General features: G+C 70.7%; 22 protein-coding genes and 1 pseudogene. 13 read left to right on the forward strand and 10 right to left on the reverse strand.

What is annotated here, in order from left to right:
- Positions 1-9: 9 nt before the first annotated feature.
- On the reverse strand, positions 10-1,710 hold the full coding sequence (locus tag K7396_RS07590) for a PucR family transcriptional regulator (RefSeq protein WP_086716118.1): 1,701 nt from the start codon (positions 1,708-1,710) through the stop codon (positions 10-12).
- Positions 1,711-1,932: 222 nt separating this feature from the next.
- Here K7396_RS07590 and K7396_RS07595 point away from each other — a divergent pair, with 222 nt between their 5' ends.
- The 11 genes from K7396_RS07595 to K7396_RS07645 all read left to right on the forward strand — a co-directional run bounded on the left by K7396_RS07595 (position 1,933) and on the right by K7396_RS07645 (position 12,431).
- Positions 1,933-2,421 carry a general stress protein gene (locus K7396_RS07595; protein ID WP_086716116.1) on the forward strand — a complete coding sequence of 163 codons (489 nt, stop codon included), beginning with the start codon at positions 1,933-1,935 and terminating at the stop codon, positions 2,419-2,421.
- Positions 2,422-2,485: 64 nt separating this feature from the next.
- Positions 2,486-4,396 (forward strand): molecular chaperone DnaK, encoded by a 1,911-nt coding sequence (dnaK, locus tag K7396_RS07600; protein ID WP_086716114.1) that lies wholly within the window; start codon positions 2,486-2,488, stop codon positions 4,394-4,396.
- Between the two features lie 9 nt (positions 4,397-4,405).
- Complete coding sequence (locus K7396_RS07605) at positions 4,406-4,921, forward strand: nucleotide exchange factor GrpE (RefSeq protein WP_086716112.1); 516 nt, start codon at positions 4,406-4,408, stop codon at positions 4,919-4,921.
- 6 nt (positions 4,922-4,927) lie between these two features.
- Complete coding sequence (locus K7396_RS07610; protein ID WP_086716110.1) at positions 4,928-5,890, forward strand: DnaJ C-terminal domain-containing protein; 963 nt, start codon at positions 4,928-4,930, stop codon at positions 5,888-5,890.
- Positions 5,887-6,297: a chaperone modulator CbpM gene (locus tag K7396_RS07615; RefSeq protein WP_086716108.1), complete on the forward strand. Its 411-nt coding sequence runs from the start codon at positions 5,887-5,889 to the stop codon at positions 6,295-6,297. Before K7396_RS07610 ends, K7396_RS07615 begins: the two co-directional genes overlap by 4 nt.
- Positions 6,288-8,930 (forward strand): ATP-dependent chaperone ClpB, encoded by a 2,643-nt coding sequence (gene clpB, locus K7396_RS07620; RefSeq protein ID WP_086716106.1) that lies wholly within the window; start codon positions 6,288-6,290, stop codon positions 8,928-8,930. The genes K7396_RS07615 and clpB overlap by 10 nt, the downstream gene beginning before the upstream one ends.
- 5 nt (positions 8,931-8,935) lie before the next feature.
- Entirely contained in the window at positions 8,936-9,379 is a 444-nt protein-coding gene (trxA, locus tag K7396_RS07625; protein WP_086716159.1) for a thioredoxin, read from the forward strand.
- A gap of 28 nt (positions 9,380-9,407) precedes the next feature.
- Positions 9,408-9,671: a UBP-type zinc finger domain-containing protein gene (locus K7396_RS07630; protein ID WP_086716104.1), complete on the forward strand. Its 264-nt coding sequence runs from the start codon at positions 9,408-9,410 to the stop codon at positions 9,669-9,671.
- Positions 9,671-11,416, forward strand: coding sequence for an FAD-dependent oxidoreductase (locus tag K7396_RS07635; protein WP_086716102.1), 1,746 nt, complete (start codon positions 9,671-9,673; stop codon positions 11,414-11,416). The genes K7396_RS07630 and K7396_RS07635 overlap by 1 nt, the downstream gene beginning before the upstream one ends.
- An 8-nt stretch (positions 11,417-11,424) precedes the next feature.
- Positions 11,425-11,730: a hypothetical protein gene (locus K7396_RS07640; protein WP_223659754.1), complete on the forward strand. Its 306-nt coding sequence runs from the start codon at positions 11,425-11,427 to the stop codon at positions 11,728-11,730.
- Between the two features lie 56 nt (positions 11,731-11,786).
- A complete protein-coding gene (locus tag K7396_RS07645; RefSeq protein ID WP_086716099.1) occupies positions 11,787-12,431 on the forward strand; it encodes an HAD family hydrolase in 645 nt (214 codons plus the stop codon).
- Between the two features lie 61 nt (positions 12,432-12,492).
- Here the strand turns inward: K7396_RS07645 and K7396_RS35920 are convergent, their stop codons facing one another.
- The 3 genes from K7396_RS35920 to K7396_RS07660 all read right to left on the reverse strand — a co-directional run bounded on the left by K7396_RS35920 (position 12,493) and on the right by K7396_RS07660 (position 14,247).
- Positions 12,493-12,822, reverse strand: coding sequence for a transposase (locus tag K7396_RS35920; protein ID WP_398686072.1), 330 nt, complete (start codon positions 12,820-12,822; stop codon positions 12,493-12,495).
- A gap of 254 nt (positions 12,823-13,076) precedes the next feature.
- Positions 13,077-13,436, reverse strand: coding sequence for a nuclear transport factor 2 family protein (locus K7396_RS07655; RefSeq protein ID WP_086716096.1), 360 nt, complete (start codon positions 13,434-13,436; stop codon positions 13,077-13,079).
- Between the two features lie 25 nt (positions 13,437-13,461).
- A complete protein-coding gene (locus tag K7396_RS07660) occupies positions 13,462-14,247 on the reverse strand; it encodes an SDR family oxidoreductase (RefSeq protein WP_086716094.1) in 786 nt (261 codons plus the stop codon).
- Between the two features lie 99 nt (positions 14,248-14,346).
- On the opposite strand from K7396_RS07660, the gene K7396_RS07665 reads away from it, so the two are divergent.
- Positions 14,347-14,862, forward strand: coding sequence for a winged helix-turn-helix transcriptional regulator (locus tag K7396_RS07665; RefSeq protein WP_174886842.1), 516 nt, complete (start codon positions 14,347-14,349; stop codon positions 14,860-14,862).
- Between the two features lie 99 nt (positions 14,863-14,961).
- Positions 14,962-15,090, forward strand: a complete 129-nt coding sequence (locus tag K7396_RS35660; RefSeq protein WP_263295826.1) for a hypothetical protein — start codon at positions 14,962-14,964, stop codon at positions 15,088-15,090.
- Between the two features lie 457 nt (positions 15,091-15,547).
- On the opposite strand, the pseudogene K7396_RS07670 reads toward K7396_RS35660, so the two are convergent.
- The 6 genes and pseudogenes from K7396_RS07670 to K7396_RS07695 form a co-directional block, all read right to left on the reverse strand.
- Positions 15,548-15,637: pseudogene (locus K7396_RS07670) on the reverse strand (3-oxoadipate enol-lactone hydrolase); the annotation flags it as partial.
- A 275-nt stretch (positions 15,638-15,912) separates the two neighbouring features.
- The gene (locus K7396_RS07675) at positions 15,913-16,434 is read right to left on the reverse strand and encodes a flavin reductase family protein (protein WP_223659755.1); all 522 of its coding nucleotides are present in this window, start codon (positions 16,432-16,434) and stop codon (positions 15,913-15,915) included.
- 55 nt (positions 16,435-16,489) lie between these two features.
- Complete coding sequence (locus K7396_RS07680; protein WP_086716090.1) at positions 16,490-17,764, reverse strand: ATP-grasp domain-containing protein; 1,275 nt, start codon at positions 17,762-17,764, stop codon at positions 16,490-16,492.
- On the reverse strand, positions 17,761-18,729 hold the full coding sequence (locus tag K7396_RS07685) for a 3-oxoacyl-ACP synthase III family protein (RefSeq protein WP_086716150.1): 969 nt from the start codon (positions 18,727-18,729) through the stop codon (positions 17,761-17,763). The genes K7396_RS07680 and K7396_RS07685 overlap by 4 nt, the downstream gene beginning before the upstream one ends.
- Positions 18,726-19,532 (reverse strand): thioesterase II family protein, encoded by an 807-nt coding sequence (locus K7396_RS07690; protein WP_086716088.1) that lies wholly within the window; start codon positions 19,530-19,532, stop codon positions 18,726-18,728. Before K7396_RS07690 ends, K7396_RS07685 begins: the two co-directional genes overlap by 4 nt.
- Positions 19,529-22,681, reverse strand: coding sequence for a non-ribosomal peptide synthetase (locus tag K7396_RS07695; protein ID WP_086716086.1), 3,153 nt, complete (start codon positions 22,679-22,681; stop codon positions 19,529-19,531). Before K7396_RS07695 ends, K7396_RS07690 begins: the two co-directional genes overlap by 4 nt.

The following is a 22,681-nucleotide window of genomic DNA, read 5'->3' on the forward strand; positions in this document are numbered from 1 at the left end:
TGGTCAGGGTCAGCCGCCCAGGACTTTCCACACCCGGGTGGCAACGTGCAGGTTCAGCCGGCCGTCGACGTCCCCGAGGCCATTGCCGCTGACCTCGCGGATGCGCTGGAGCCGGTAGCGCAGGGTGCTGCGGTGGATGGCCAGGGCGGCTGCCGTGGCGTCGTAGTTGCCACCGCACTCGAAGTACTGGGAGAGGGTCTGGACCAGGTCCGAGTGGTGTGCGGCGTCATAGTCCAGTAGCGGGCCGAGCCACTCACGGACGAACTGCTCGACCTCCCGGTAGCCGCCGCCCGACCCCAGGATGCGGTAGAGACCCAGTTCGTCGAAGGTCGTGGCCCCGTGGGGGGACTGCGAGCGCTGGCGGACCTCCAGGGCGCGCAACGCTTCCTGGAACGAGCGGGGGATCTCGCTCGGGGTGTCGCAGCGGCCGCCCACACCGATCGAGCCGGTGGGCGAGCCGAGTTCGCGGCCCACTGCCTCGTACAGGGCCTTCGCCTGGGGACGGCCCTGCAGTACGAGGACGGCCATCCCGGACCGTCTGGCCAGCAGTGACCGCATCCGCAGCCCGGCTGCCGACCTGCCGACCGCTTGCACGAAGGTGTCGTCGGCCGGCCGGCCCGTCCATTGCACGGCGACGAGATACTGCGGACCGTGCAGGTCATGGCCTACGGCGGCGGCCCGGGCGTAGGCGCTCGCGTCGTCGGTGCCGGTGATCAGGTCGTCCACGAGTTCGCGTCGTAGCCGCAGCTCCACCTCGGCGAGGTTGCGCAGATGGGCCAGTTCCAGGGCCAGCGCAGTGCTGGCGTAATCGAGGGCGAACCATTCTTCCTCGCCGGCGCCCGCTTCGGGGTCGATCAGGGCCACGGTGCCGAGGACCTCGCCACGGTGCTGGGCCAGCGCGATGACCTGTTCCGCCACCCGCACCGGCCGCAGTCGGCGGGCCACATCCTGCAGAAGCTCTTCGTGCGGGGCCGCCTCGGGTTTGGGGTAGGGGTCGGGGCGGCCCGGGCCCGCCCAGGCCCGCAGATTGCCGAAGCGGTCCTCGATGGCGACCGGGTAGCCGGTGAGCTGGTGAAGAGCCCCGGCAATGCCCTGTACGCCGTCGTCGTTCGCGGAGGCGTCGCTGAGCATCTCGTGGACGGAGCGCTGATGCTCCAGTTCGGAGACGGACGTGGTGAGCCGGGCGTTCGTGGCCGCGCGGTCATCGCTGAGCTGCCGCAATCGCTGTTCACGGTCGCGTTCCGTGCGCCGGGCCATGGCTTGCGTGAGGGCTGCCGCGGTCTGCTGAGCCAGGACCCGCAGCAGGAAGTACTCGTCATCGGTGGGCTGGGACCGTGCGCTGACCACCAAGTGGCCGATGACGTCCGCCGTGCTGCGCAGCGCGAGGCTCCAGCCCCATTCCCGGTCCGGCACCGTGACCGGCCCACCCTGACCGTCCAGTCTCCGGACCTGGGCATCGAGGTGGGGGGTGGCGCGGGGCCAGTCGGTGGGTGTGCGGGTCAGGCCGTTGTCGAGCGTGAGGTAGGCGGCCTCGGCGCGGCACGGACCGAGGGTGCCAACGGCGGTGAGGGCCCGCGTCAGGACGTCACTCTCGTCCGGCGCGTCATTCATGATCATCGAGAGCACGAAAAGGCTGTACATGTTCGCCAGGTGCTCGCGTCCCCAGCTGGTCCGGGGGGACCGGCCCGTCGTGCCCGAGGTCGTGGCCATGGTGGGATCAACGGCCTTTCTAAGGGACTCGCCCGCGATCCACACTACCCAACGACGCAGATCTTGTCCGAATATGTCGGCCTCGATCAGCTCACCCTGGCAGACCCAGATTGCCTACGGATTTCGGCCTCGCAGGCGCAGGCCGCGGGTCGCCCGCGATGGCGAGACTGAAGCGGTCAGCCGTGAACCAGCAGCAGTGGCGTGTCGTCGGGAGGAGGGGACATGAGCCAGCAGGACCGTCGGACCATCGCGTCGTACCCCACCTACTCGGAGGCGGAACGCGCCGTCGATTACCTGTCCGACCAGGAATTCCCGGTGGAACGCGTCGCCATCATCGGCCACGACCTGCAACTCGTCGAACAAGTTGTCGGCCGTGTCGGTCATGGCAGGGCGGCGCTGAGCGGGGCCGCCTCCGGAGCACTCCCCGGTGCACTGATCGGCTGGATCTTCGGCCTGCTCAGTTGGCTCGACCCGGTGCTGTCGTCGCTGTTGCTGGCCCTTTACGGGATGATCTTCGGCGCAGTGATCGGCGCGCTGCTCGGACTACTTCTGTACAGCGTGCAGCGCGGGCGCCGCGACTTCGCTTCGGTCAGCACGATGCAGCCGAGCCGGTACGAGGTCGTGGCGGACGCCGAGGTGGCCGATCAGGCCGCCAAGCTGCTCAACCGGCTCGGGAGCGCGGCGGCCGGCACCACCGCCACCGAGAAGTGAGACCCCGACCCCGCGGCACAGGGCGCGCGAACACTTCCGTGGCTTTCGATGAAGGAGTATCCCCATGGCTAAGGCAGTCGGCATCGACCTCGGAACCACCAACTCGGTGATCGCCGCGTGGGAGGGCGGTGAGGCGACGGTTCTCCCGAACTCCGAGGGCAGCCGCACGACCCCTTCAGTCGTTGCGTTCACCGACACGGGCGAGCGGCTCGTCGGCCAGTTGGCCCGCCGCCAGGCGATCCTCAACCCCAAGGGAACCATCTACTCGGCCAAGCGCTTCATCGGCCGCCGCTACGACGAGATCTCCGACGAGGCGAAGGCCGTCGGCTTCGACGTGGTCGCCGACGACCACGGCAATGCGCGCTTCGAGGTACGCGGCAAGCTGTACGCGCCCGAGGAGATCAGCGCACTGGTCCTGCGCAAGCTCGCCGACGACGCCGCCAAGCAGTTGGGCGAGAAGGTGACGGAAGCCGTCATCACCGTCCCCGCCTACTTCAACGACGCCCAGCGCACCGCGACGAAGGACGCGGGGCGCATCGCGGGACTGGAGGTCCTGCGCATCATCAACGAGCCCACGGCGGCGGCCCTCGCCTACGGGCTGGACAAGAAGGGGCACGAGACCGTGCTCGTCTTCGACCTGGGCGGCGGCACCTTCGACGTCAGCCTGCTCGACGTCGGCGACGGGGTGGTCGAGGTCCGGTCCACCGCGGGCGACAGCCACCTGGGCGGTGACGACTTCGACCGGCGGCTGGTGGACCACCTGGCGGACAACTTCCAACGCGACAACGGCATCGATCTGCGGAACGACCCGCAGGCCCTGCAACGGCTTTTCGAGGCCGCGGAGAAGGCCAAGACCGAACTCAGCTCGGTCAGCCAGACGCAGGTCAGCCTGCCGTTCATCACCGCGGACGCCGCCGGCCCGAAGCATCTGACCGAGACGGTCATGCGGTCCACGTTCGAGCAGATCACCTCCGACCTGGTCGAGCGGACCATGGAACCGGTCAAGCAGGCGATGGCCGACGCCAAGATCAGCGACAGCGATATCGACGAGGTCATCCTCGTGGGCGGCTCCACCCGCATCCCCGCCGTCCAGAACCTGGTCCGCCGGCTGACCGGGGGCAAGGACCCGAACATGAGCGTCAACCCCGACGAGGTCGTGGCCATGGGCGCCGCGATCCAGGCAGGAGTGCTCAAAGGCGACGTCAAGGACGTCCTGCTGCTCGACGTCATCCCGCTGTCGCTGGGCGTGGAGACCCGCGGCGGTGTGATGACCAAGATCATCGAGCGGAACACCACCATCCCGGTGCGGCGCACGGAGACCTTCTCCACCGCCGAGGACAACCAGGGAGCCGTCGACATCGTCGTCCTGCAAGGAGAGCGCGAGCTCGCGAAGGACAACCGCGTCCTGGGCCGCTTCCAGCTCAAGGACATCCGCCCCGCGCCCCGCGGCGAGCCGCAGGTCGAGGTCACCTTCGACGTCGACGCCAACGGCATCCTGAACGTCGCCGCGCGTGACAAGGACACCGGCGCCGAGCAGGGCATCACCATCAGCGAGGGCTCCAACCTCGACCAGAGCGAGGTCGAGCGGATGGTCCAGGAGGCCGAGGCGCACCGCGGCGAGGACCAGGCGCTGCGCGCGGCGGTGGACGCCCGCAACGAACTGGACGCCGTTGCCTACCAGGTCGAACGCCGGCTGAATGAGCTGGGCGACGCCGCACCCGCGCACGAGAAGGCACGGGCCGAGATGCTTGTCACCGACGCCCGGGAAGCCGTCAAGGGAGAGGCGCCGCTCGACAAGGTCAGGTCGCTGACCTCCGAACTCCAGCAGATCCACGCCTCGCTGGCCTCCCACCAGGCAGGCGCGGGCCCGTCCGCGGAGGAGCGGGCCACGGCGGACGCCGGGGCAGGCGGTGCTTCGGGCAGCTCCGCCGGATCCGACGACGACGTGGTCGACGCCGAATTCGACAAGAGCTGAGGTGCGGCGATGTCCACCGAACAGGAGCCGACGACGCCCCAGGGCGAGCTGAGCCAGGCCCTGCCCCCGGAGCAGCCGGAGGTGGACGACCACGCCGCGGCCCTCGACGAACTCCAAGACCGCTGGCGCCGCGCCCTCGCGGACCTCGACAACCTCCGCAAGCGCCACGCCAAGGAACTGGCCGCCGTACGGAACGAGGAACGCGCCCGCACCGCGGCGGCCTGGCTGCCGGTGGTCGACAATCTGGACCTGGCGCTCACCCATGCCGGATCCGATCCGTCCGCCGTGGTCGAAGGCGTCAAGGCCGTACGCGACCAGGCCGTCGACGTGCTCCGCCGGCTCGGCTATCCCCGCTACGAGGAGACCGGAGTGCCGTTCGACCCGGCCGTGCACGAGGTCGTCGGCACCGTCGACGACCCCGATGCCGAGCCGAACACCGTCGTGCAGGTGATGCGTCCCGGCTACGGCGAGGGGAGCCGGCAGCTGCGCCCCGCGGCCGTCATGGTCAGCAAGCGGCAGGAGTGACGCCCCATGGCACGGGACTACTACGACGTGCTCGGGGTGCAGCGCAACGCGAGCTCCGACGACATACAGCAGGCCTTCCGCAAGCTGGCCCGCAAATACCACCCCGACATCAACAAGGACCCGCAGGCCGAGGAGCGCTTCAAGGAGCTCAACGAGGCGTACAGCGTGCTGTCCGACCCCAAGACGCGCAAGCGCTACGACCGCTTCGGCGAGGACTTCCGGCAGATCCCGGAGGACTGGGAAGAACGGGTGGGCGCGGGCGTGGGGGCCGGGGCGGGAGCCCGAGGCAGCGGCCGTGGCCGGGCCACCGGCGGCGGCCGGGTCCGGTTCACCGACTATGGCGAGGGATTCGACGGCGCCGGCATCAACTTCGAGGACCTGTTCGGCGGGATGTACGGCCGCGGCGGAGGCGGCGGACGCTGGGGCCCGGTTCCCGGCGCCGACCAGGAGGCCGAGATCCAGCTCGGTGTCGAGGAGGCCTACCACGGCGGTCATCGCAGCATCACCCTCGCCGGACCCGGCGGACAGCGGACCTACGACGTCAACATCCCGCGTGGCGTGGTCGACGGACAGCGCATCCGGCTGGCCGGGGAAGGCGGCAGGGGCAGCGACGACGGTCCCCCGGGAGATCTGTACCTCCGCGTACGGATCAAGCCCGATACGCGATTCCGCCTGGAGGGCCGGGACATCCACGTCGCGCTTCCCGTCACGCCCTGGGAGGCGGCGCTCGGCGCGACGGTACCGGTACCCACGCCCGGCGGCACCGCCAAAGTCACCGTTCCCAAGGGCTCGTCCAGCGGCCGCCGGCTGCGGTTGCGCGGCGAGGGCATGCCCAACCCCCGTGGCGCCAACGGAGATCTCTACGCGGAGGTCCGGATCATGGTGCCGCCCGAACTCGGCGACCGGGAGCGTGAGCTCTTCGAGGAGCTGGCTGCCGTGTCCACCTTCGACCCGAGGAAGCCAGGATGACCCATGATCCACGGCGCGCTGCCGCCGGGCCGAAGGCCGGGCATCGCCGGCCGACGGCGCCGGACAAGCAGCGGGCCCTGAACGTCGTTGTCCGCAACTACGCCCTCGCACCCGTCGACAGACTCAGCCTGGACGTCGTGGCCCGGCGCTCCGGACTCCACCCCGATCTCGTCCGGCGGTTCGTCACCCTCGGCCTGGTCGACGCCACCCGCGACCACAGCGGCCGGCTGTGGTTCGACCCGGGCGCGCCCGCAACTCTCGCCCGCATCCAACGGCTACGGGCCGGGCTCCCCCTCAACTACGCCTCCCTCGGTCTGGTGCTCGACCTGCTCGACCGGATCAGCGAGCTGGAGGCCGCGTTGAGACGCAGCAACGCCGGCTCGAGGAGTGATGAATCGTGGATATGAACCGGCTCACCCAGAAGTCCCAGGAAGCTCTTCAGGAAGCGCAGACGATCGCCGGCCGGATGGACCAGACCGAGGTCGACGGTGAGCATCTGCTGCTCGCCCTCCTCGACCAGCCGGACGGGCTGGTGCCGCGCCTCTTCGACCAAGCAGGCGCCGACACCAAGGCGTTGCGCGCCGCGCTCATGGGCGAGCTGTCACGCAGACCGAAGGTGACCGGACCCGGCGCCACACCCGGCCAGGTGTACGTCACCCAGCGGCTGGCCAAGCTGCTGGACACCGCCGAGCAGGAGGCCAAGCGGCTCAAGGACGAATATGTGTCCGTGGAGCACCTCGTCCTGGCACTGGCCGATGAGGGCTCCAGGACCGCGGCGGGACGGCTGCTCAAGGAACACGGCATCACCAAGGACGTCTTCCTCTCCGCGCTGACCCGCATCCGCGGGCACCAGCGGGTCACCTCGGCCACGCCCGAGGCCGCGTACGAGGCGTTGGAGAAGTACGGCCGTGATCTGGTCGCCGAGGCGCGCAGCGGCAAGAAGGACCCGGTGATCGGCCGGGACGCGGAGATCCGCCGCGTCACCCAGATCCTCAGCCGCAAGACGAAGAACAACCCCGTCCTGATCGGCGATCCGGGCGTCGGCAAGACGGCCATCGTGGAGGGACTGGCACAGCGGATCGTCCGCGGCGACGTCCCCGAGGGGCTGCGCGAGAAGACCATCTTCTCCCTCGATATGAGTTCGCTGGTGGCGGGCGCCAAATACCGCGGTGAGTTCGAGGAACGACTGCAGGCCGTGCTGAGCGAGGTCAAGGCCGCCGAGGGGCGCATCCTGCTCTTCGTCGACGAACTCCACACGGTCGTCGGAGCCGGCGGCGGCGCCGAGGGCGCGATGGACGCCGGGAACATGCTCAAGCCGATGCTCGCCCGCGGCGAACTGCACATGATCGGCGCCACCACGCTGGAGGAGTACCGCAAGCACGTCGAGTCCGACGCCGCCCTCGAACGCCGCTTCCAGCAGGTCCTGGTGGACGAGCCGAGCGTGGAGGACACCGTCTCCATCCTCCGCGGCCTGCGCGAACGTCTTGAGGTCTTCCACGGCGTGAAGATCCAGGACACCGCGCTGGTCGCCGCGGCCACCCTCAGCCACCGCTACATCTCCGACCGCTTCCTGCCGGACAAGGCCATCGACCTCGTCGACGAGGCCTGCGCCCGGCTGCGCACCGAGATCGACTCCATGCCGGCCGAACTCGACGAGATCACCCGCCGGGTGACCCGTCTGGAGATCGAGGATGCGGCCCTCGCAAAGGAGACCGACACTGCCAGCCGTAAGCGGCTGGAGGAGCTCCGGCGCGAACTGTCCGACCTGCGCGCCGAGGCCGACGCCATGAACGCCCAGTGGGAGGCCGAACGCCAGGCCATCCGGCGAGTGCAGGAGCTGCGTCAGGAACTGGAACAGGTCCGTCAGGAAGCGGAAGAGGCCGAACGCAACTACGACCTCAACCGCGCCGCCGAACTGCGCTACGGCACACTCACCGAACTCGAACGCCGGCTGGCCGCCGAAGAGGAGGCGCTCGCCGCCAAGCAGGGCGATACCCGGCTCCTGCGCGAGGTCGTCACGGAGGACGAGATCGCCGAGATCGTCGCCGCCTGGACCGGCATCCCGGTGACCCGGCTGCAGGAAGGCGAGCGGGAGAAGCTGCTGCGGCTCGACGAGATCCTCACCGAGCGGGTGATCGGCCAGGACGAGGCCGTCAAGCTGGTCACCGACGCCATCATCCGGGCCCGCTCCGGCATCCGCGACCCGCGCCGCCCCATCGGCTCGTTCATCTTCCTCGGCCCCACCGGCGTCGGAAAGACCGAGCTCGCCAAGGCGCTCGCCGCGGCACTGTTCGACACCGAGGAGAGCATCGTCCGCCTCGACATGAGCGAGTACCAGGAACGGCACACCGTCAGCAGACTGGTCGGAGCGCCACCCGGATACGTCGGCTACGAGGAGGGCGGCCAGCTCACCGAGGCGGTACGCCGCAAGCCCTACTCCGTGGTCCTGTTCGACGAGGTCGAGAAGGCACACGCCGATGTCTTCAACACCTTGCTGCAGGTACTCGACGACGGCCGGATCACCGACGCCCAAGGCCGCACCGTCGACTTCCGCAACACCGTCGTCATCATGACCTCCAACATCGGATCCACCCATCTGCTCGACGGGGTGACCCCCGAGGGCGAGATCAAGCCCGAGGCACGGGCCCTGGTCATGGGCGAACTGCAAAGCCACTTCCGCCCCGAGTTCCTCAACCGCGTCGACGACGTCGTGCTGTTCAAGCCGCTGGGCATGGACCAGATCAAGCGCATCGTCGAGCTGCAGTTCAACGACCTGCGCCGGCGCCTGGCCGAACGCCAGATCACCGTCGAACTCACCGAGCGCGCCCGCGAGCTCATCGCCCAGCAGGGCTTCGACCCCGTCTACGGGGCACGGCCGCTGCGCCGCTACATCTCGCACGAGGTCGAAACACTCGTCGGGCGGGCCCTGATCCGCGGCGATGTACAGGACGGCTCGGCGATCCGGGTCGACGCCCAGAACGGTGAACTGGTCGTGACGTACGACAGGCCGGCCCAGGCCGACCACGGAATGGCTGCGTGAGCACGGTGACAACGAGCCGGAGCAAGACGGTCGTCTGTGAGTCGTGCGGCCGCAAGAACCGGGTGCCGGCAGCGGGGGACGGGCGCCCCAAATGCGGAAATTGCGGTACCCCGTTGCCCTGGATCGTCGATGCCGGCGATGACGACTTCGCGGAGATCGCCGGTAAGGCGGCGCCCCTCGTCCTCGTCGACCTCTGGGCCACCTGGTGCGGTCCCTGCCGCAAGGTCAGCCCCGCACTGGAACAGGTCGCCCGCGAGCTCGCCGGAAAGATCAAGCTCGTCAAGGTCGATGTCGACCAGGCCCCCGGGCTGTCCCAGCGATTCCAGGTGCAGGCCGTGCCGACCCTGCTCCTCCTCGACCGGGGAGAGGCGATCGCTCGACAGGCCGGCGCCGCCCCCGCCAACGTGCTGCGCCAATGGGTCGAGGAGACCATCGCGGGTCGCCGCTGAGCCCGTCCGCCAAGGAAGGACGACCATCATGACTACCGAAAGCGACTGGCACCTGTCGCTCGTGCGCCCGGTGACGCCGCGCACCCCCGAGGGCTGCGAGGAGTGCCTGCGCCTCGGCTCTCCCTGGGTGCACCTCAGGCTGTGCCTGACCTGCGGACACGTCGGATGCTGCGACTCCTCGCCACTCAAGCACGCCCGTCTGCACGCCGCCAACATCGGCCACCCCATCGTGCAGCCCCTCGAGCCGGGAGAGAACTGGCGCTGGTGTTACGTCCACGAGGCCGTGGTCTGATGACTGCCGCGGGCCCGGGCGGGGTACCCACCGAAACCCCCGATCAGCACGGTGCCTACCCTCGGCTGACGCCGGAACAGCTCGATGCGCTGGCCCAGTACGGCGAGTACCGCCCCACGCGGCGGGGCGAGGTGCTGTTCCGCGAGGGCGAACCGTGCGAGGAGTTCCTTGCCATCGTCAGCGGGATGGTCGAGGTCATCCACGACTACGGCGGTCCCGACCAACGCACCGTGGCGGTACACGGCCCCGGCCGCTTTCTGGGGGAACTCGGTCTCCTCGAAGGGCAGACGGCGTTCGACACCGCGGTCGTACGCGAGCCCGGCCAGGTGCTCGCGGTCCCGGTGGAGCGCCAGCGGGCCCTGGTGGCACGCGATCCGGCCCTCGGGGACCTGGTTCTGCGCGCCTACCTCGGCCGCCGGTCCCTGCTCATCGGCCTGGGCGCCGGCTTCCGGATCCTGGGCTCGTGCTACTCGCCCAACACCCTGCGGCTGCGTGAATTCGCCGCCCGCAACCGGCTACCACACCGATGGATCGACCTGGAGAAGGACAAGGAAGCCGAGGCGCTGCTGCGCCGGTTCGGCATCCGTCCGGACGAGACCCCGGTCGTCATGTGGAAGGGAGAGCAAATACTGCGCAATCCCAGCATCGCGGACCTCGCCCGCCTCATCGGGCTCCCCACCTCTGCGCACGGCGACGGTGAATACGACCTGGTGGTGATCGGCGCGGGCCCGGCCGGGCTCGCCGCCGCGGTCTACGGCTCCTCCGACGGCCTCGTGACCGTAGCCGTCGACGCCATGGCCACCGGAGGCCAGGCCGCCACCTCCTCGCGCATCGAGAACTATCTGGGCTTCCCGTCCGGGATCTCGGGTGGCGAACTCATGGAACGCTCGGTGCTCCAGGCCCGCAAATTCGGCGCACAGCTCACCGTTCCCGCCGAGGTCACCTCGCTCGAACCGCGCGACGGCCGGTACGCCCTCACCTTCGCGGACGGCTCCGAGATCCGGGCCGCCACCATCGTCCTGGCCTCGGGAGTGCGCTACCGCAGGCTCGACGTCCCCGGCATCGACCGGCTGGAAGGCTCCAGCGTCTACTACGCCGCCACCCTCCACGAAGCCAACCTGTGCCGGATGGACCCCGTGGCCGTGGTCGGCGGGGGCAACTCCGCAGGCCAGGCGGTGCTCTTCCTCGCCGGATACGCACCCAAGGTGTATCTGCTCGTCCGCAGCGGCGACCTCGGCAAGGACATGTCGCGCTATCTGGTGGACCAGGTGACACGCCATCCGAAGGTCGAGGTGCTGACCCACACCGAAGTGCGCCAGGTCAACGGAGAGGGCACCCTGCAGTCGTTGACCGTGGAGGACAACGCCTCCGGCGACCGTCGCGAACTGCCGGCCCGAGCCCTGTTCGTGTTCATCGGCGCCCGGCCGTACACCGAGTGGCTGAAGGACGTGGTCGCGCTGGACCGACGGGGGTTCGTGCTCACCGGCGCCGACGCCCGGGCAGCGGCCGACGAGAACATCTGGGAATCGCTCGGGCGCGGGCCACTGATGCTGGAGACCACGATGCCGGGTGTGTTCGCCGCGGGCGACGTCAGGAGCGGGTCGGTCAAGCGGGTCGCCTCCGCCGCGGGGGAAGGCGCCATAGCCGTCCGGCTCGTCCATGAGCACCGGGCCCAGGAAGGCAATCTCGTCCGCGGTTCCAGCGTGAGCGAGCCTCGGTCCGTGCCGGGCCGGTCGGTGTCCTGACGCCGGCCGTGCTGCTGGTGGCCGGTGCGGCGCTGGGGTCGTGGCTCGCGCTGGCGGGCGGCTGGGGGCTCGCCTACGTATCGTGGCGGCTGAGCCGGGCCGAGGCCAAGTTCGCGGCGCTCGGCGTGCCGGGGAGCGTCGTCGGCGGTCTGGTGGTGCGGCTGTGGGGCCGGTTCGACGGGCGGTGGGGCAAGCCCCTCGCCCAGGGACAGCTGGGGCAGGAGATGGCCGACGGGCTGCCGGGGATCGTGCGGGTCGCGGCGGTCGCCTCGGCGCTGTTCCTGGTGTGGCGGATGCGGCGGGTGCCCCGCTGAGGGGCCGGGGTCGTGCCTCCCTGACCGGGGATGCCGCCGCAGGCACAATGGCAGGCATGGCTGCACACTCTCTGACGGTCGGCTTCGACCTCGACATGACGCTGATCGACTCACGTCCGGGCATCAAGGCCGTGTATCAGGAGCTGTCGGCCAGGACCGGCACCTTCATCGACGCCGACCTCGCGGCGAGCCGGCTGGGGCCCCCGCTGGAGCACGAGATCCGCCACTGGTTCCCCGAGGAGCGAGTGGCGGAGACCGCCGCTCTCTTCCGCGAGCTGTATCCGCAGTACGCGGTCGCGGCGTCGCCCGCCATGCCCGGTGCCCGGGAGGCCATCGACGCGATCCACGCGGCGGGCGGCCGGGCGATCGTGGTGACCGCGAAGTACGAGCCCAACGCCAAGCTGCACCTGGACCACCTCGGCCTCGACGTGGACGCCCTTTTCGGCTCCCTGTGGGCGGAGGGCAAGGCCGAGGCGCTGCGCAAGCACCAGGCGCAGGTCTACGTCGGCGACCACATCGGTGACGTCGTCGGGGCGCACACCGCCGGCGCGCTGTCCGTCGCGGTCGCCACCGGCCCGTGCGACGCCACGGAACTGCGCAACGCCGGTGCCGATGTGGTGCTCGCCGACCTGACGGAGTTTCCGTCCTGGCTGGAGCGCTATGCGGCGGAGGGCGCGGACGGGGGCGACACCGCCACCTGACGGCGCTGCGCGGTGGCGGAACAGATCACTCCGGCCGCGGCGATCAGAAAACCGAGGCCCATCAGCATGCACACCCAGGAGCAGCGCCGACTGCGCCCAGCACACCGTAGGCACCCAAACAACGCGGCGCCGCTGCCTGCCCTTCGGGCTCGAAGCGAAGACCCAGAAAGATCGCCCTGGTCTGCGATGGCCTGCCGGTCGCCCCACGGTTGAGCCGACGGTGATGATGGCGTCCCGAGGAGCGCTCGATGGGGCTGACCCCGCACAGCGCGGCGAAGGACGCCTCGCTGCCCAGACGTTCCGGATTGTCCCCGATAGTGATCAGCAAGGTGACGGCACTGTCCGGACCGATGCCCACCGAGGCGAGCAACTGCGGGAAATGGCACTTCACGTGCCGGGCCAGATGGTCTTCCAGTTCACGGATCTGCCCGGTCAGCTGCTCTGGTGGGGATATTTGAATCTCCTCACCCTGTGCTGAGGATGACCTCGGAGTTGCTCACCTTGATTCCTCAGGCGTGCACGTGCTGATCCCAAACTGGAGGGCCGGACCGGTGGTTGAGTGGCTGGGCACAACGGCCTGGAACGGCAGTCCGGGGCGAGCGGGGCTTCTCGCATGTGGCGGCAACGTGTGGCATGGGTGGGGACTCAGGGCTCGATGACGAGGCGTTCGATGAGGCCGTCGCGGAGTGTGAACTGGTAGCGCAGATCGATGGTCCCGCCGGGGAAGTTGCCCTCGAGGTGGTGGGTGGCGATGTAGCGGGTTTCGTCGGTCTGCTGGGCGCCGGTGAGGTGGATGGTGTAGTTGAATTCGGTGGCGGATCGGTCGAGCCACTCCCCGATCGCCTCGGTGCCCTCGTAGGTGTTGCCGTCGTCGATCACTGTGGCTTCGCGGGTGAACGCCGTGACTGCGGTGGCGGTGTCGTGGGCGCGATGCGCTTTCAGGTAGCGGGTGATCACCTCGGGCAGGGTGTCCGGGATGCTGGTTCGGGGCTGGTTGTCGTGCATGACGCTCCCTGGGGTGGTGGACGGTTCAGACGGTGGGGGTGGTGCCGCCGTCGATGACGTGTTCGGCGCCGACGATGGCCGAGGCGCGGTCGGAGACGAGGAAGGCGACGAGCTCGGCGACTTCCTCAGGCCGGTTGGGACGGCCCAGCGGGATGCCGCCCAGGGAGTCCATGAGCCGTCCCAGCGCCGCTTCCTGGGTGATGTCTGCGTCATGGGCGATCCGGGCGACAAGGTTGTCGGCGGCCGAGGTCTGTACGAAGCCGGGCGAGACGGTGTTGACGCGGACGCCGTGCGGGGCGACCTCGTTGGCCAGGCCCTTGCTGTAGGTGGTCAGGGCGGCCTTGGCGGCGGCGTAGGCCAGGGTTCCGTTCCACAGCGGCATGCGGCGCTGGATCGAGGTGACGTGCACGATCACGCCCTTGCCCGTGGCGATCATGTGCGGCAGGAGTGCGCGGTCCAGGCGGACAGCGGCCAGCAGGTTCGTGTTCAGCTCCCTGGCCCAGTCGTCCTCGCCGAGCGCTGCGAACCCTCCAGTCGGCGACTCGGACCCGCCGAGGGTGTTGACCAGGATGTCGACGCCTCCCACGCGGGCGTCCACCTCGGCGGCGACGTGGGCTGCGCCCTGGGCGGTGGACAGGTCGGCGGTGATGAACGCGTTCTCCTCGACGTCGTCGGGGCGGCTGCGGGCGGTGACCAGTACGTTTGCGCCGGCCTGGGTGAGCCGTCGGGCGATGGCGGCTCCGGTGCCCTTGGTGCCGCCGGTGACCAGAGCGCATCGGCCTTCGAGGGATTCGCTGATGGACGTGGTCACGGTGTGCTCCGTTCCCGGGTGCGGACACAGAAGGCACCGCTCCCGTCGTTACTGCTAAAATAGCACCCACTAACTTCGACTTTAGCAGTAACCGAGGGGATGGTCGCCGTGGCAAGCCGGATCAGGCTGTCGGACCGAGAGTGCCCGCTGTCTACGACGGTGGAACACGTGGGCGAGTGGTGGACGCTGCTGATCCTCCACGACGCCTTTGACGGCTACACCCGCTTCGACCAGTTCCAGGAGAGCCTGGGCATCTCCTCCAGCATGCTCACCACCCGGCTGAAAACCCTCGTCGCGGACGGGCTACTGGAGCGCCGGCCCTACCAGTCCAACCCCGTGCGCCACGAGTACGTCCTCACCGAACTCGGGCACTCCCTGCGACCGGTGATCGTCGCCCTGGCCGCATGGGGCAACTCCCGCCTCGCATCGGCCGAACGCAGCATGATCCTCATCGACGCGCACAGCGGCGAGGAAGTCGATCCCGTCATCGTCGACGCCAAGACCGGCCGCCGACTCGACGACAGCGCCACCTACGTCTTCACCGCAGGCCCCGCGGCCAGCGACGCCATGCGCCACCGCTACGCGACACGACCGGCCACCCCCGCGGAGGCGTAAGGCTGGTCCGGACATGCACCGAACGGCCTTGAGCAGGGCCGGGACGCACAGGTCGTACCTGATCGACCGGGCAACACCGGCTCGCCGGCAGCATCACGCATGCCAGTCATCCCGAGCCGTGCCCACCCCCTGACCCACATCAGCAGTTCGCGATATCCCACCGCGGTGGCGGGGAAGCTCCCGGTCCCGATCACCTCCCCCAGCGAGGAGACCACCGCGGCGGCATGAACATCCCGGTACGCGTCCACACCGAGGACGACCTCCCCACCAGGCGGACGCCGGCCGGTGCGTGGGGTGCTGGGCGTACGGGCCATGGTCATTCGCCTCCCGACCACATGGCGCCTCCAAGTGGCCGACACCGGACCGCGCGGACGGCAGAACTGTGACAATGCCTGGGCATCCGATGCCGAACGCTCACGGCCCCTCACTCCAGGTCCGGTCTTGATGCAACAGTCGTGGCCGAACGGCAGAGCCGGAGCACAGCAAGACCGTGCCGAACACCTCACCAGACCCGCCCCCGAACACAGGAACCCCCGCCGGCAAGCCGACGAGGGTTCCTCACCTCTCACGCGGTATCACACGCGTCTCACCAACAGCATCGACGCTCCTGGACCACAAGCCCCTGACCTGCACCTGCGCCCCTGACCTGGACCACCTGGACCGCACGAGACGCGATCTACAACCTGTGCCAGGTGGTCCCGAGCGCGGCGCCCAGTACGAGTACGGGGGCGTCGTCGGGGCCGTCGATCCGGTGCTGCAGGGTCTTCTCACTCACCCGGCCAAGCTACCGGCTCTCCGAAGCGGTCCTGACGCCCGGGTCAGGAAGGGCCGGCACGAGGACCGCCGAGGCGTGGCCGCCGGCCACACCCGAAGCGGGAAACGCGCAGGTCAGATCCTCATGACCCGATGGCACATCGCGCAGCCGGCACCGGACCGCACGGACGGCCGGAGCCGTGACGACGCCTGGTCGCCAAGCCCCTGTCGGCACACCCGGCCGGCCCGGTACCGGCAACGCACCATCCCGGCCGGCAGCCGACACAGCTCCCCGGCCTACCGGGCGGGGTCGCCGAGCGGCGTACGGAATTCCCGCTGGTACCACAGAAGGGGCTCACCACCCGGGCCCTGGCGTACTTCCAGGAGTTCGCCGATGAGCAAGTCGTGATCGCCCGCGGGCAGGACGTCCACCCGGCGGCACCGGAAGGCGGCGTGCGCGTCCGCGAGCACCGGCAGGCCGGAGCCCGGCCACTGGGCAAACTCACCGGTCGCGAAGCGGTCGGCGCCGCTGCGGGCGAACGTCCTGGCGACGTCGGCGTGGGCGGCGCCCAGGAGGTTCACCACGAACTCGGTGCCGGTGGTCAGGATCGCGTGGCAGCTGGAGGTACGGCCGATCCCGACGAGCAGCAGCGGCGGTTCCATGGACACCGAGGTGACCGCGCTGGCGGTGAAGCCGCGGCGGTTCCCCTCCGCGTCCGTGGTGGTGATGATGGTCAGCGGTGCCGCCAGGTGCGCCATCGCGTCGCGGAACTCGTCCGCGCCGATGGACGCCTGGGCCGCCTGTGCGGTCGTGGTCACGGGGTCTCCTCCCAGCGGAGAGTCGTACGGAAACGGGGGCCTGCGGCGGCGGAGGTCACCACATCAGCTCGGTCGGGTCGAGCGTGCGCGTCGTCCCGTCGGGGAACGCGAAGTCGTAGCTCAGCGTGGCCAGGGTTTTGTCGTACAGCGCGGCCATCTCGGCGTGGTCCGCTCCACTGCCCCAGACCAGGTTGAGGATCTGGGTGTTGACGCCGCCGGGCAGGTCCTCGCCGATCCGCGTGAAGCCCCGGTAGCCGGCGATGCCCTCCAGGGCGCGGACGTCGTCCTCGCCGTGGACGGCGAGGAATCGGGCCGGCTCCACCGGTCCGAGCCCGATGAACACGAAGTGCGCCCGGTCCGGGCGGAACGGGGGGAGACGCACCTGCTCGCCGAGGGCGAGCAGCCCTGCTACCCGGGCCAGGTCGACGTCGCAGGCGTTCTGGCCGAGCAGGTGGATGTGCCCGCCGATCCGGCCGTTGATCTCGATGATCCGCGGACCCTCGGGCGTCAGCTTGACCTCGGTGTGAGTGATCCCGGTGGTGACGCCGAGGGCGCGCAGCGCGTTTCCGGTGAGGGTCCGGATCTCGTCCTCCAGCCCGTCCGGCAGGGCCGGCGGCCAGAAGTAGCCGGTCTCGCGGAACGGCGGCGCGAGCGGGAACTTGCCCGTGACGGCCAGATGCGTCACGCCGTGCGGCCCGCAGAGGCTCTCCACGGAGACGTAGTCCGCGAAGTCCAGGTCGGTACGGCCCTGGAGGAGTTCCTCGGCGACCACGGTGGTCCCGGTCGCGTCCGCGGTGACGAAGACCTCGGCCACCATGCGCCGTACCCCGTCCGGGTCCGAGACGACGAAGACGCCCCGGCTGCCCTCGCCCTGCAAGGGTTTGACGATCGCGGGCAGGCCCACCTCGGCCGCCACCCGCGGCCACTCCTCGGGCGAGGTCAGCGTGATGCTGCGGACGCGGTCCACGCCGGTCTCCGCGAGGCGGGCGCGCTGGCGGGCCTTGTCGGTGAGCATCAGGACCGTCTCAGCGGAGTGGCCGGGCAGGCCGAGCGCCGTGGTCAGCGCCGAGGTGGTGCCCAGCTGGGACTCGGCGAAGGTGAGCACCGCGGCCGGAGCCTCGGCGCGGACGCGGGCGATGTCCGTCTCCGGATCGCCGGTGAGCCGCACGGTGCGCCCGACGTGTTCGAGGAGCGGCAGCATCTCCTCGTTGTGGGCCGAGTCGGGCAGCAGGAAAAGCAGCTCGCCGAGGCCGGACAGGCCTGCCGCGAACTGGGCGGGCGCCACCGCGCCCTTGTCGTAGACGACCGCGATCGTCCGGGCGGTGCTCATCGGGAACCCTCCGCGCAGTATTCGAGAGCGGTGACGCCGAAGCTGAAGCCCATGCCACTGGACGCCACCAGGATCAGGTCGCCATCGCGCAGTACCCCGCGCCCGGCCAGTTCCTTGAGACAGATGACGGTGTCACTGCTCGCCATGTGGCCGAGCCGGCCGTACGTGAAGACGCTCTGCTCCTCGGTCAGGCCGAGGACGTCCAGGAAGCGCGACTGGATGTTCCGGTCGCCCTGGTTGGTGAGGACGTAGGCGATGTCGCCGCGCTTGCCGCCGATCGCGTCGAGGGTCTGCTGTGCCAGGGTCGTGAAATTCTCCATGTAGACCGTCGAGAGGCCCTTGCGGTCGCTCTTCCGCCGGAATTTCGCCCCGTCCGGGCCCTGTTCACCGGCCCAGAAGTCGGCCCAGCTCGCATCGGTGTGCATCGCCGCGTGCAGGTGCCGGTAGGTGCAGCCGTGCGGGCCGACCAGCATCGCGCCGCCCGCGTCACCCACGTTGAACAGCGGCCGGGTGTCGGCGTCGTGGTAGTCGACCAAGCGGCCCAGCCGGTCGCCGAGGAGGACGAGGGCGTACCCGCCGTCCAGGCGGGTCCGCTCGCTGGCGATCTGCAGCGCCGTCATGCCCGCGTTGCAGAAGTTGACGATCTCGAAGCAGTGCGCGTGCTCGATGCCCAGCTCGTGGGCGATCTTCGCGGCCGGGGACCAAGCGGGCCGGTCCCAGACACCCGAGCCCACGTACAGGACCTGCCGGATCGCGGCGCGGTCCACACCGGTGCGCTCCAGGACCGCGGCGGCCGCGTCCCGGGTGATCTCCCAGGCCGTCTCGTCCGGTCCGAGGACGGGGATCTCTTCGCAGAGGGTGATCTCGCGGATCTCCTCGGCGGACAAGCCGGAGGCGCGCCGCATCTGCTCCAGTGTGGCGCGGCCGCGGGGGAAACGGACGTCCAGGTCGACGATCCCGCTCACGGCCGCACCGCCTCGGGCATCGCCCTGTTCGTACGGTTGCACACGGCTTCCTCCAGTATGTCGTCAAGTGCGGCGGCCGGACCGGCGGCTCGGTCGCCGAGGTGGAAGTGGCCGCCCTCGAACACCCGCAGGGCGAAGGGGCCGCGGGTGTGGGCGGCCCAGGCCGCCGCGTCCGCCACCGAGGTGGTGGGGTCGGCCGACCCGACGAAGGTGGTGACGGGGGCATCGACAGCCGCCCGGGTGTCCGGGCGGTGGGTCAGCACGGCCCGGACGTCGGCCCGCACGGCGGGCAGCACCAGCCGGAGCAGTGCCTCACTGGCCAGGACGCGGGCGTCGGTGCCGTGCATCGCCCGGACGTCGTCGAGGAGTCGGCCGTCGTCGAGGTCGTCGGGGTGCGGCTCCGCGCGGTGCACGGAGGGCGCGCGCCGGCCGGCGATGACCACGGCGGCGGGGCGCGGCCCGTCCGCCGCCTCCAGGCGCAGGGCCAGTTCGAAAGCGAGCACCGCGCCCATGCTGTGCCCGAAGAGGACCAGGGGCCGCCCGTCGGAGCCGGGCAGCTCCCGCAGGAGCGCGGTGTGCAGCGCGTCGGCGTGCTCGGGCAGCGAGGTGAAGGCCGGCTCGCCGAGCCGGTCCTGCCGCCCCGGGTACTGGGCCGCGAGCACCTCGGCCGCGGACCCGCGGGCCGCCAGCTCCCCGGCCAGCGGCCGGAAGAAACCGGCGGTGCCGCCTGCGTGGGGCAGGCACAGCAGCCGCGGCGCGGCCGCGGCCGCCGTGCCCAGCGTACGGATCCATCGGCGGCTCACGGAGAGACGAGCTCCCACAGCGCGGCCTCCAGAGCGGTGGCCAGTCCCCGCGCGGAGGCGGGGTCGGCCTTCGCCGGGTCGACCGTGATGTCCAGCTTCCACTGGTCGCTGCCGGTCATGCGGCCGATCTCCACGGAGACAGGGAAGCTGTTGCGGTCGCTCAGCCACCAGTCCGTCGCCTTGAGGAGCATGAGGTCCTCAAGGCTGTCCACCACCCCGAACACGGTGAAGTTGAACAGCACCTCGAACGGTGCGCCCTTGACGTCCCGGCTGATCCGGGACAGTGGGTAGCGGCGGTGCGGCATCATGTCCTGCTCCGCGGCGAAGGCCGCCCGGACCAGGTCCGCGGAGTCCTTGCCCGCCAGGTCGACGCGCAGCGGCACGCTGTTGAGGAACAGCCCGAGGGTCGACTCCGCCGAGGCTGCCTCGGGCCTGCCGCCCGAGACGAGGCCGGTGACGACGTCCTCGGTCCCGGCGAGGCGGCCGAGCGCCCGCAGGTGGGCGGCGAGGAAGAGGCTCTTGACGGGCGTGCCGAGGGCGGCGGCCCGTTCGGCGACCCGTTGTACCAGCTCCGGCGCGAAGACCACGGTGACGTCCGGACCGAGGTCTCTTGAGCCGGCGGCGTCGGCGGCAGCGGTGGGCGCCTCGGCCGGGGCGGGCAGCCGGGTGGCCGTGGCCCCGTCGAGCACGCGCGTCCAGTACGCGCGGGCCGTGTCCGACGTGGCCTCGCGGGCCTCCAGTGCGACGAACTCCCGGTAGGGCAGGGGTCGTTCGTCGTCGGCGTAGGCGGGGCGGCCGGTCATCTCGCGGTCGTAGCCGGTGAGCAGCTCGGTCATCAGGAGAGCGAAGCTCCAGCCGTCCAGGATGCTGTGGTGCGTGGAGACCGCCAGGTGGAAGTCCTCCTCCCCGTGCGGGAGCACGTGGACGCGCAGCAGCGGCGCCTGGGTGAGGTCGAAGCGGTTCCGCCACTGCTCTCGCCACCACGCGCGCAGCGCGGCGTCCGGGGAGAGGCCCTCGGCGGGCGTCACGACGGTCAGCGGGACCTCGGCCGCGGTGTGCACGTACTGGACGACCTGCCGGTGGGTGCCGAGGTCGAAGGAGGTGCGCAGGATCTCGTGGCGGCCGACGAGGGCGTCGAGCGCGCGCCGCAGCGCCCCGAGGTCCAGCGGTCCCCGTACGCGGACGCTCTCCAGGTCGTGGTAGAGCGTCGGGTCGTTGCTGAGCTTCGAGTGGAAGATGATGCCCTGCTGGAGCGCCGACGCCGGGTAGGCCGCCTCGACGCCGTCCGGGGCGGCGGCCAGGAACCGGTCGTCGTCGGCCTCGGGGGCGGTCTCCTCCACCACCGGTGCGGCGACGGGCTGTTCCTGGGTGCGGCAGTACTCGGCGAGCGCGCTGACGGTCGGGTTGGCGAAGAGCGCGACCACGGTGACGGGCAGCCCCGCCTCCTTGGCCCGGGCCACCATCGGGATGGCCCGCATGGAGTCGCCGCCGATCGCGAAGAAGTTGTCGTCGAGGCCCACGGCGGGCACCCCGAGCGCCTCGGCCCAGATCTCGGCGAGGCGGGTCTCGACGCCGTCGGCGGGGGCTCGACCGCCCGTGGCAGGCGCGGCGGCCGGGGCCTCGGGGCGGGGCAGCGCGGCCCGGTCCAGTTTGCCGTTGGGTGTCATCGGCAGCGCGGCCATGGGCACGAACGCGGACGGCACCATGTGGGCGGGCAGCCGCTCGGCGGCGTGTTCCCGCAGGGCGGCGCGCAGGTCGTCCGGCCCGGTGCCGCCGCGCCCGACCGAGTAGCAGACGAGGGCCTGCATGCCGGGCTCGTCCTCGCGCAGGAGGACGACGGCCTCGCGCACGTCCGGGTGGGCGAGCACGGTGGCCTCTATCTCGCCCAGCTCGATCCGGAAGCCGCGCATCTGGACCTGTCCGTCGGCGCGCCCGTGGTAGTAGACCTCGCCGTCGGCGCCCCGCTCCGCCAGGTCGCCGGTGCGGTAGAGCCGGCCGCCCGGGGCGAATGGGTCGGGGAGGAAGCGCTCGCGGGTGAGCTCGGGCCGGTTCAGGTAGCCGCGCGCGACGCCGGCGCCGCCGACGTACAGCTCGCCTTCCTCGCCGGGGGCGACGGGGCGCAGCTGCTCGTCGAGCACGTGGAGGGTGAGGTCGGCCAGCGGGGTTCCGATGGGGCTGCGCCGGTCGTCGAAGTCGGCGCGGGTGAGGGGGCGGAGGGTGACGTGCACGGTCGTCTCGGTGATGCCGTACATGTTGATCAGCCGGGGCCGGTCGTCGCCGTACCGCTCCACCCAGCGCTTGAGGATGGCCGGTTCGAGCTTCTCGCCGCCGAAGACCACCGCGCGCAGCGCCGTTTCCGGGAATCCGAGCGCCTCGGCGGCCGTGGCCAGCTGCCGGAAGGCGGAGGGGGTCTGGCTGAGCATGGTGACGTGCTCGTCGACGAGCAGCCGGACGAACGCCTCGGGGTCGCGGCTCAGCTCGTACGGCACGACGACGACGCGGCCGCCGTGCAGCAGGGCGCCCCACAGCTCCCATACGGAGAAGTCGAAGGCGATGGAGTGGAACATCGTCCACACGTCGTCCGGGCCGAAGCCGAACTCCTCGGCAGTGACGGTGAACAGGCGGGCGGCGTTGGCGTGGGTGACGACGACGCCCTTCGGCTTGCCGGTGGAGCCGGAGGTGTAGATCACGTACGCGGTGTGGCCGGGCTCCGCGCCGGTGGCGGGCGCGGTGCCGGGCTCGCCCGCGAGGTCGTCCTGCGCCGGGGCCACGGTGGTCAGGCCCAGGTCGGGCACCTCGTCGCCGACGGCCAGCGAGCAGCCGGCGTCGGTGACGGTGGCGCGCAGCCGCTCCAGCGGGTAGCGCGGGTCGAGCGGGAGGTAGCCGGCGCCCGACTTCAGGATGCCGAGGACGCCGACCACCAGGTCGACGGTGCGCGTGGAGCAGAGGGCGACCAGCTGCTCGGGGCCCGCGCCGAGGGCGATGAGCCGGTGGGCGAGCCGGTTGGCCGCGCCGTCGAGCTCGGCGTACGTCAGATGACGCCGCCCGTCGCTCACGGCGACGCGCTCGGGCCAGGTGGCCGCGGCGGCGGCGAAGGTCTCGTGGAGGGGGCGCACCGCGGGTGCCCCGCCGACGGGTGTGATGGTCAT

Source organism: Streptomyces angustmyceticus (assembly GCF_019933235.1).
GTDB classification, from domain to species: domain Bacteria; phylum Actinomycetota; class Actinomycetes; order Streptomycetales; family Streptomycetaceae; genus Streptomyces; species Streptomyces angustmyceticus.

What these genes read in the sequence shown, in the direction of transcription:
- K7396_RS07590 (WP_086716118.1), bottom strand. Translation starts at nt 1,710, where the DNA reads ATGGCCACGACCTCGGGCACGACGGGCCGGTCCCCCCGGACCAGCTGG.
- K7396_RS07595 (WP_086716116.1), top strand. Translation starts at nt 1,933, where the DNA reads ATGAGCCAGCAGGACCGTCGGACCATCGCGTCGTACCCCACCTACTCG.
- dnaK (WP_086716114.1), top strand. Translation starts at nt 2,486, where the DNA reads ATGGCTAAGGCAGTCGGCATCGACCTCGGAACCACCAACTCGGTGATC.
- K7396_RS07605 (WP_086716112.1), top strand. Translation starts at nt 4,406, where the DNA reads ATGTCCACCGAACAGGAGCCGACGACGCCCCAGGGCGAGCTGAGCCAG.
- K7396_RS07610 (WP_086716110.1), top strand. Translation starts at nt 4,928, where the DNA reads ATGGCACGGGACTACTACGACGTGCTCGGGGTGCAGCGCAACGCGAGC.
- K7396_RS07615 (WP_086716108.1), top strand. Translation starts at nt 5,887, where the DNA reads ATGACCCATGATCCACGGCGCGCTGCCGCCGGGCCGAAGGCCGGGCAT.
- K7396_RS07630 (WP_086716104.1), top strand. Translation starts at nt 9,408, where the DNA reads ATGACTACCGAAAGCGACTGGCACCTGTCGCTCGTGCGCCCGGTGACG.
- K7396_RS07635 (WP_086716102.1), top strand. Translation starts at nt 9,671, where the DNA reads ATGACTGCCGCGGGCCCGGGCGGGGTACCCACCGAAACCCCCGATCAG.
- K7396_RS07645 (WP_086716099.1), top strand. Translation starts at nt 11,787, where the DNA reads ATGGCTGCACACTCTCTGACGGTCGGCTTCGACCTCGACATGACGCTG.
- K7396_RS07655 (WP_086716096.1), bottom strand. Translation starts at nt 13,436, where the DNA reads ATGCACGACAACCAGCCCCGAACCAGCATCCCGGACACCCTGCCCGAG.
- K7396_RS07665 (WP_174886842.1), top strand. Translation starts at nt 14,347, where the DNA reads ATGGTCGCCGTGGCAAGCCGGATCAGGCTGTCGGACCGAGAGTGCCCG.
- K7396_RS35660 (WP_263295826.1), top strand. Translation starts at nt 14,962, where the DNA reads ATGCCAGTCATCCCGAGCCGTGCCCACCCCCTGACCCACATCAGCAGT.
- K7396_RS07680 (WP_086716090.1), bottom strand. Translation starts at nt 17,764, where the DNA reads ATGAGCACCGCCCGGACGATCGCGGTCGTCTACGACAAGGGCGCGGTG.
- K7396_RS07695 (WP_086716086.1), bottom strand. Translation starts at nt 22,681, where the DNA reads ATGACCATCACACCCGTCGGCGGGGCACCCGCGGTGCGCCCCCTCCAC.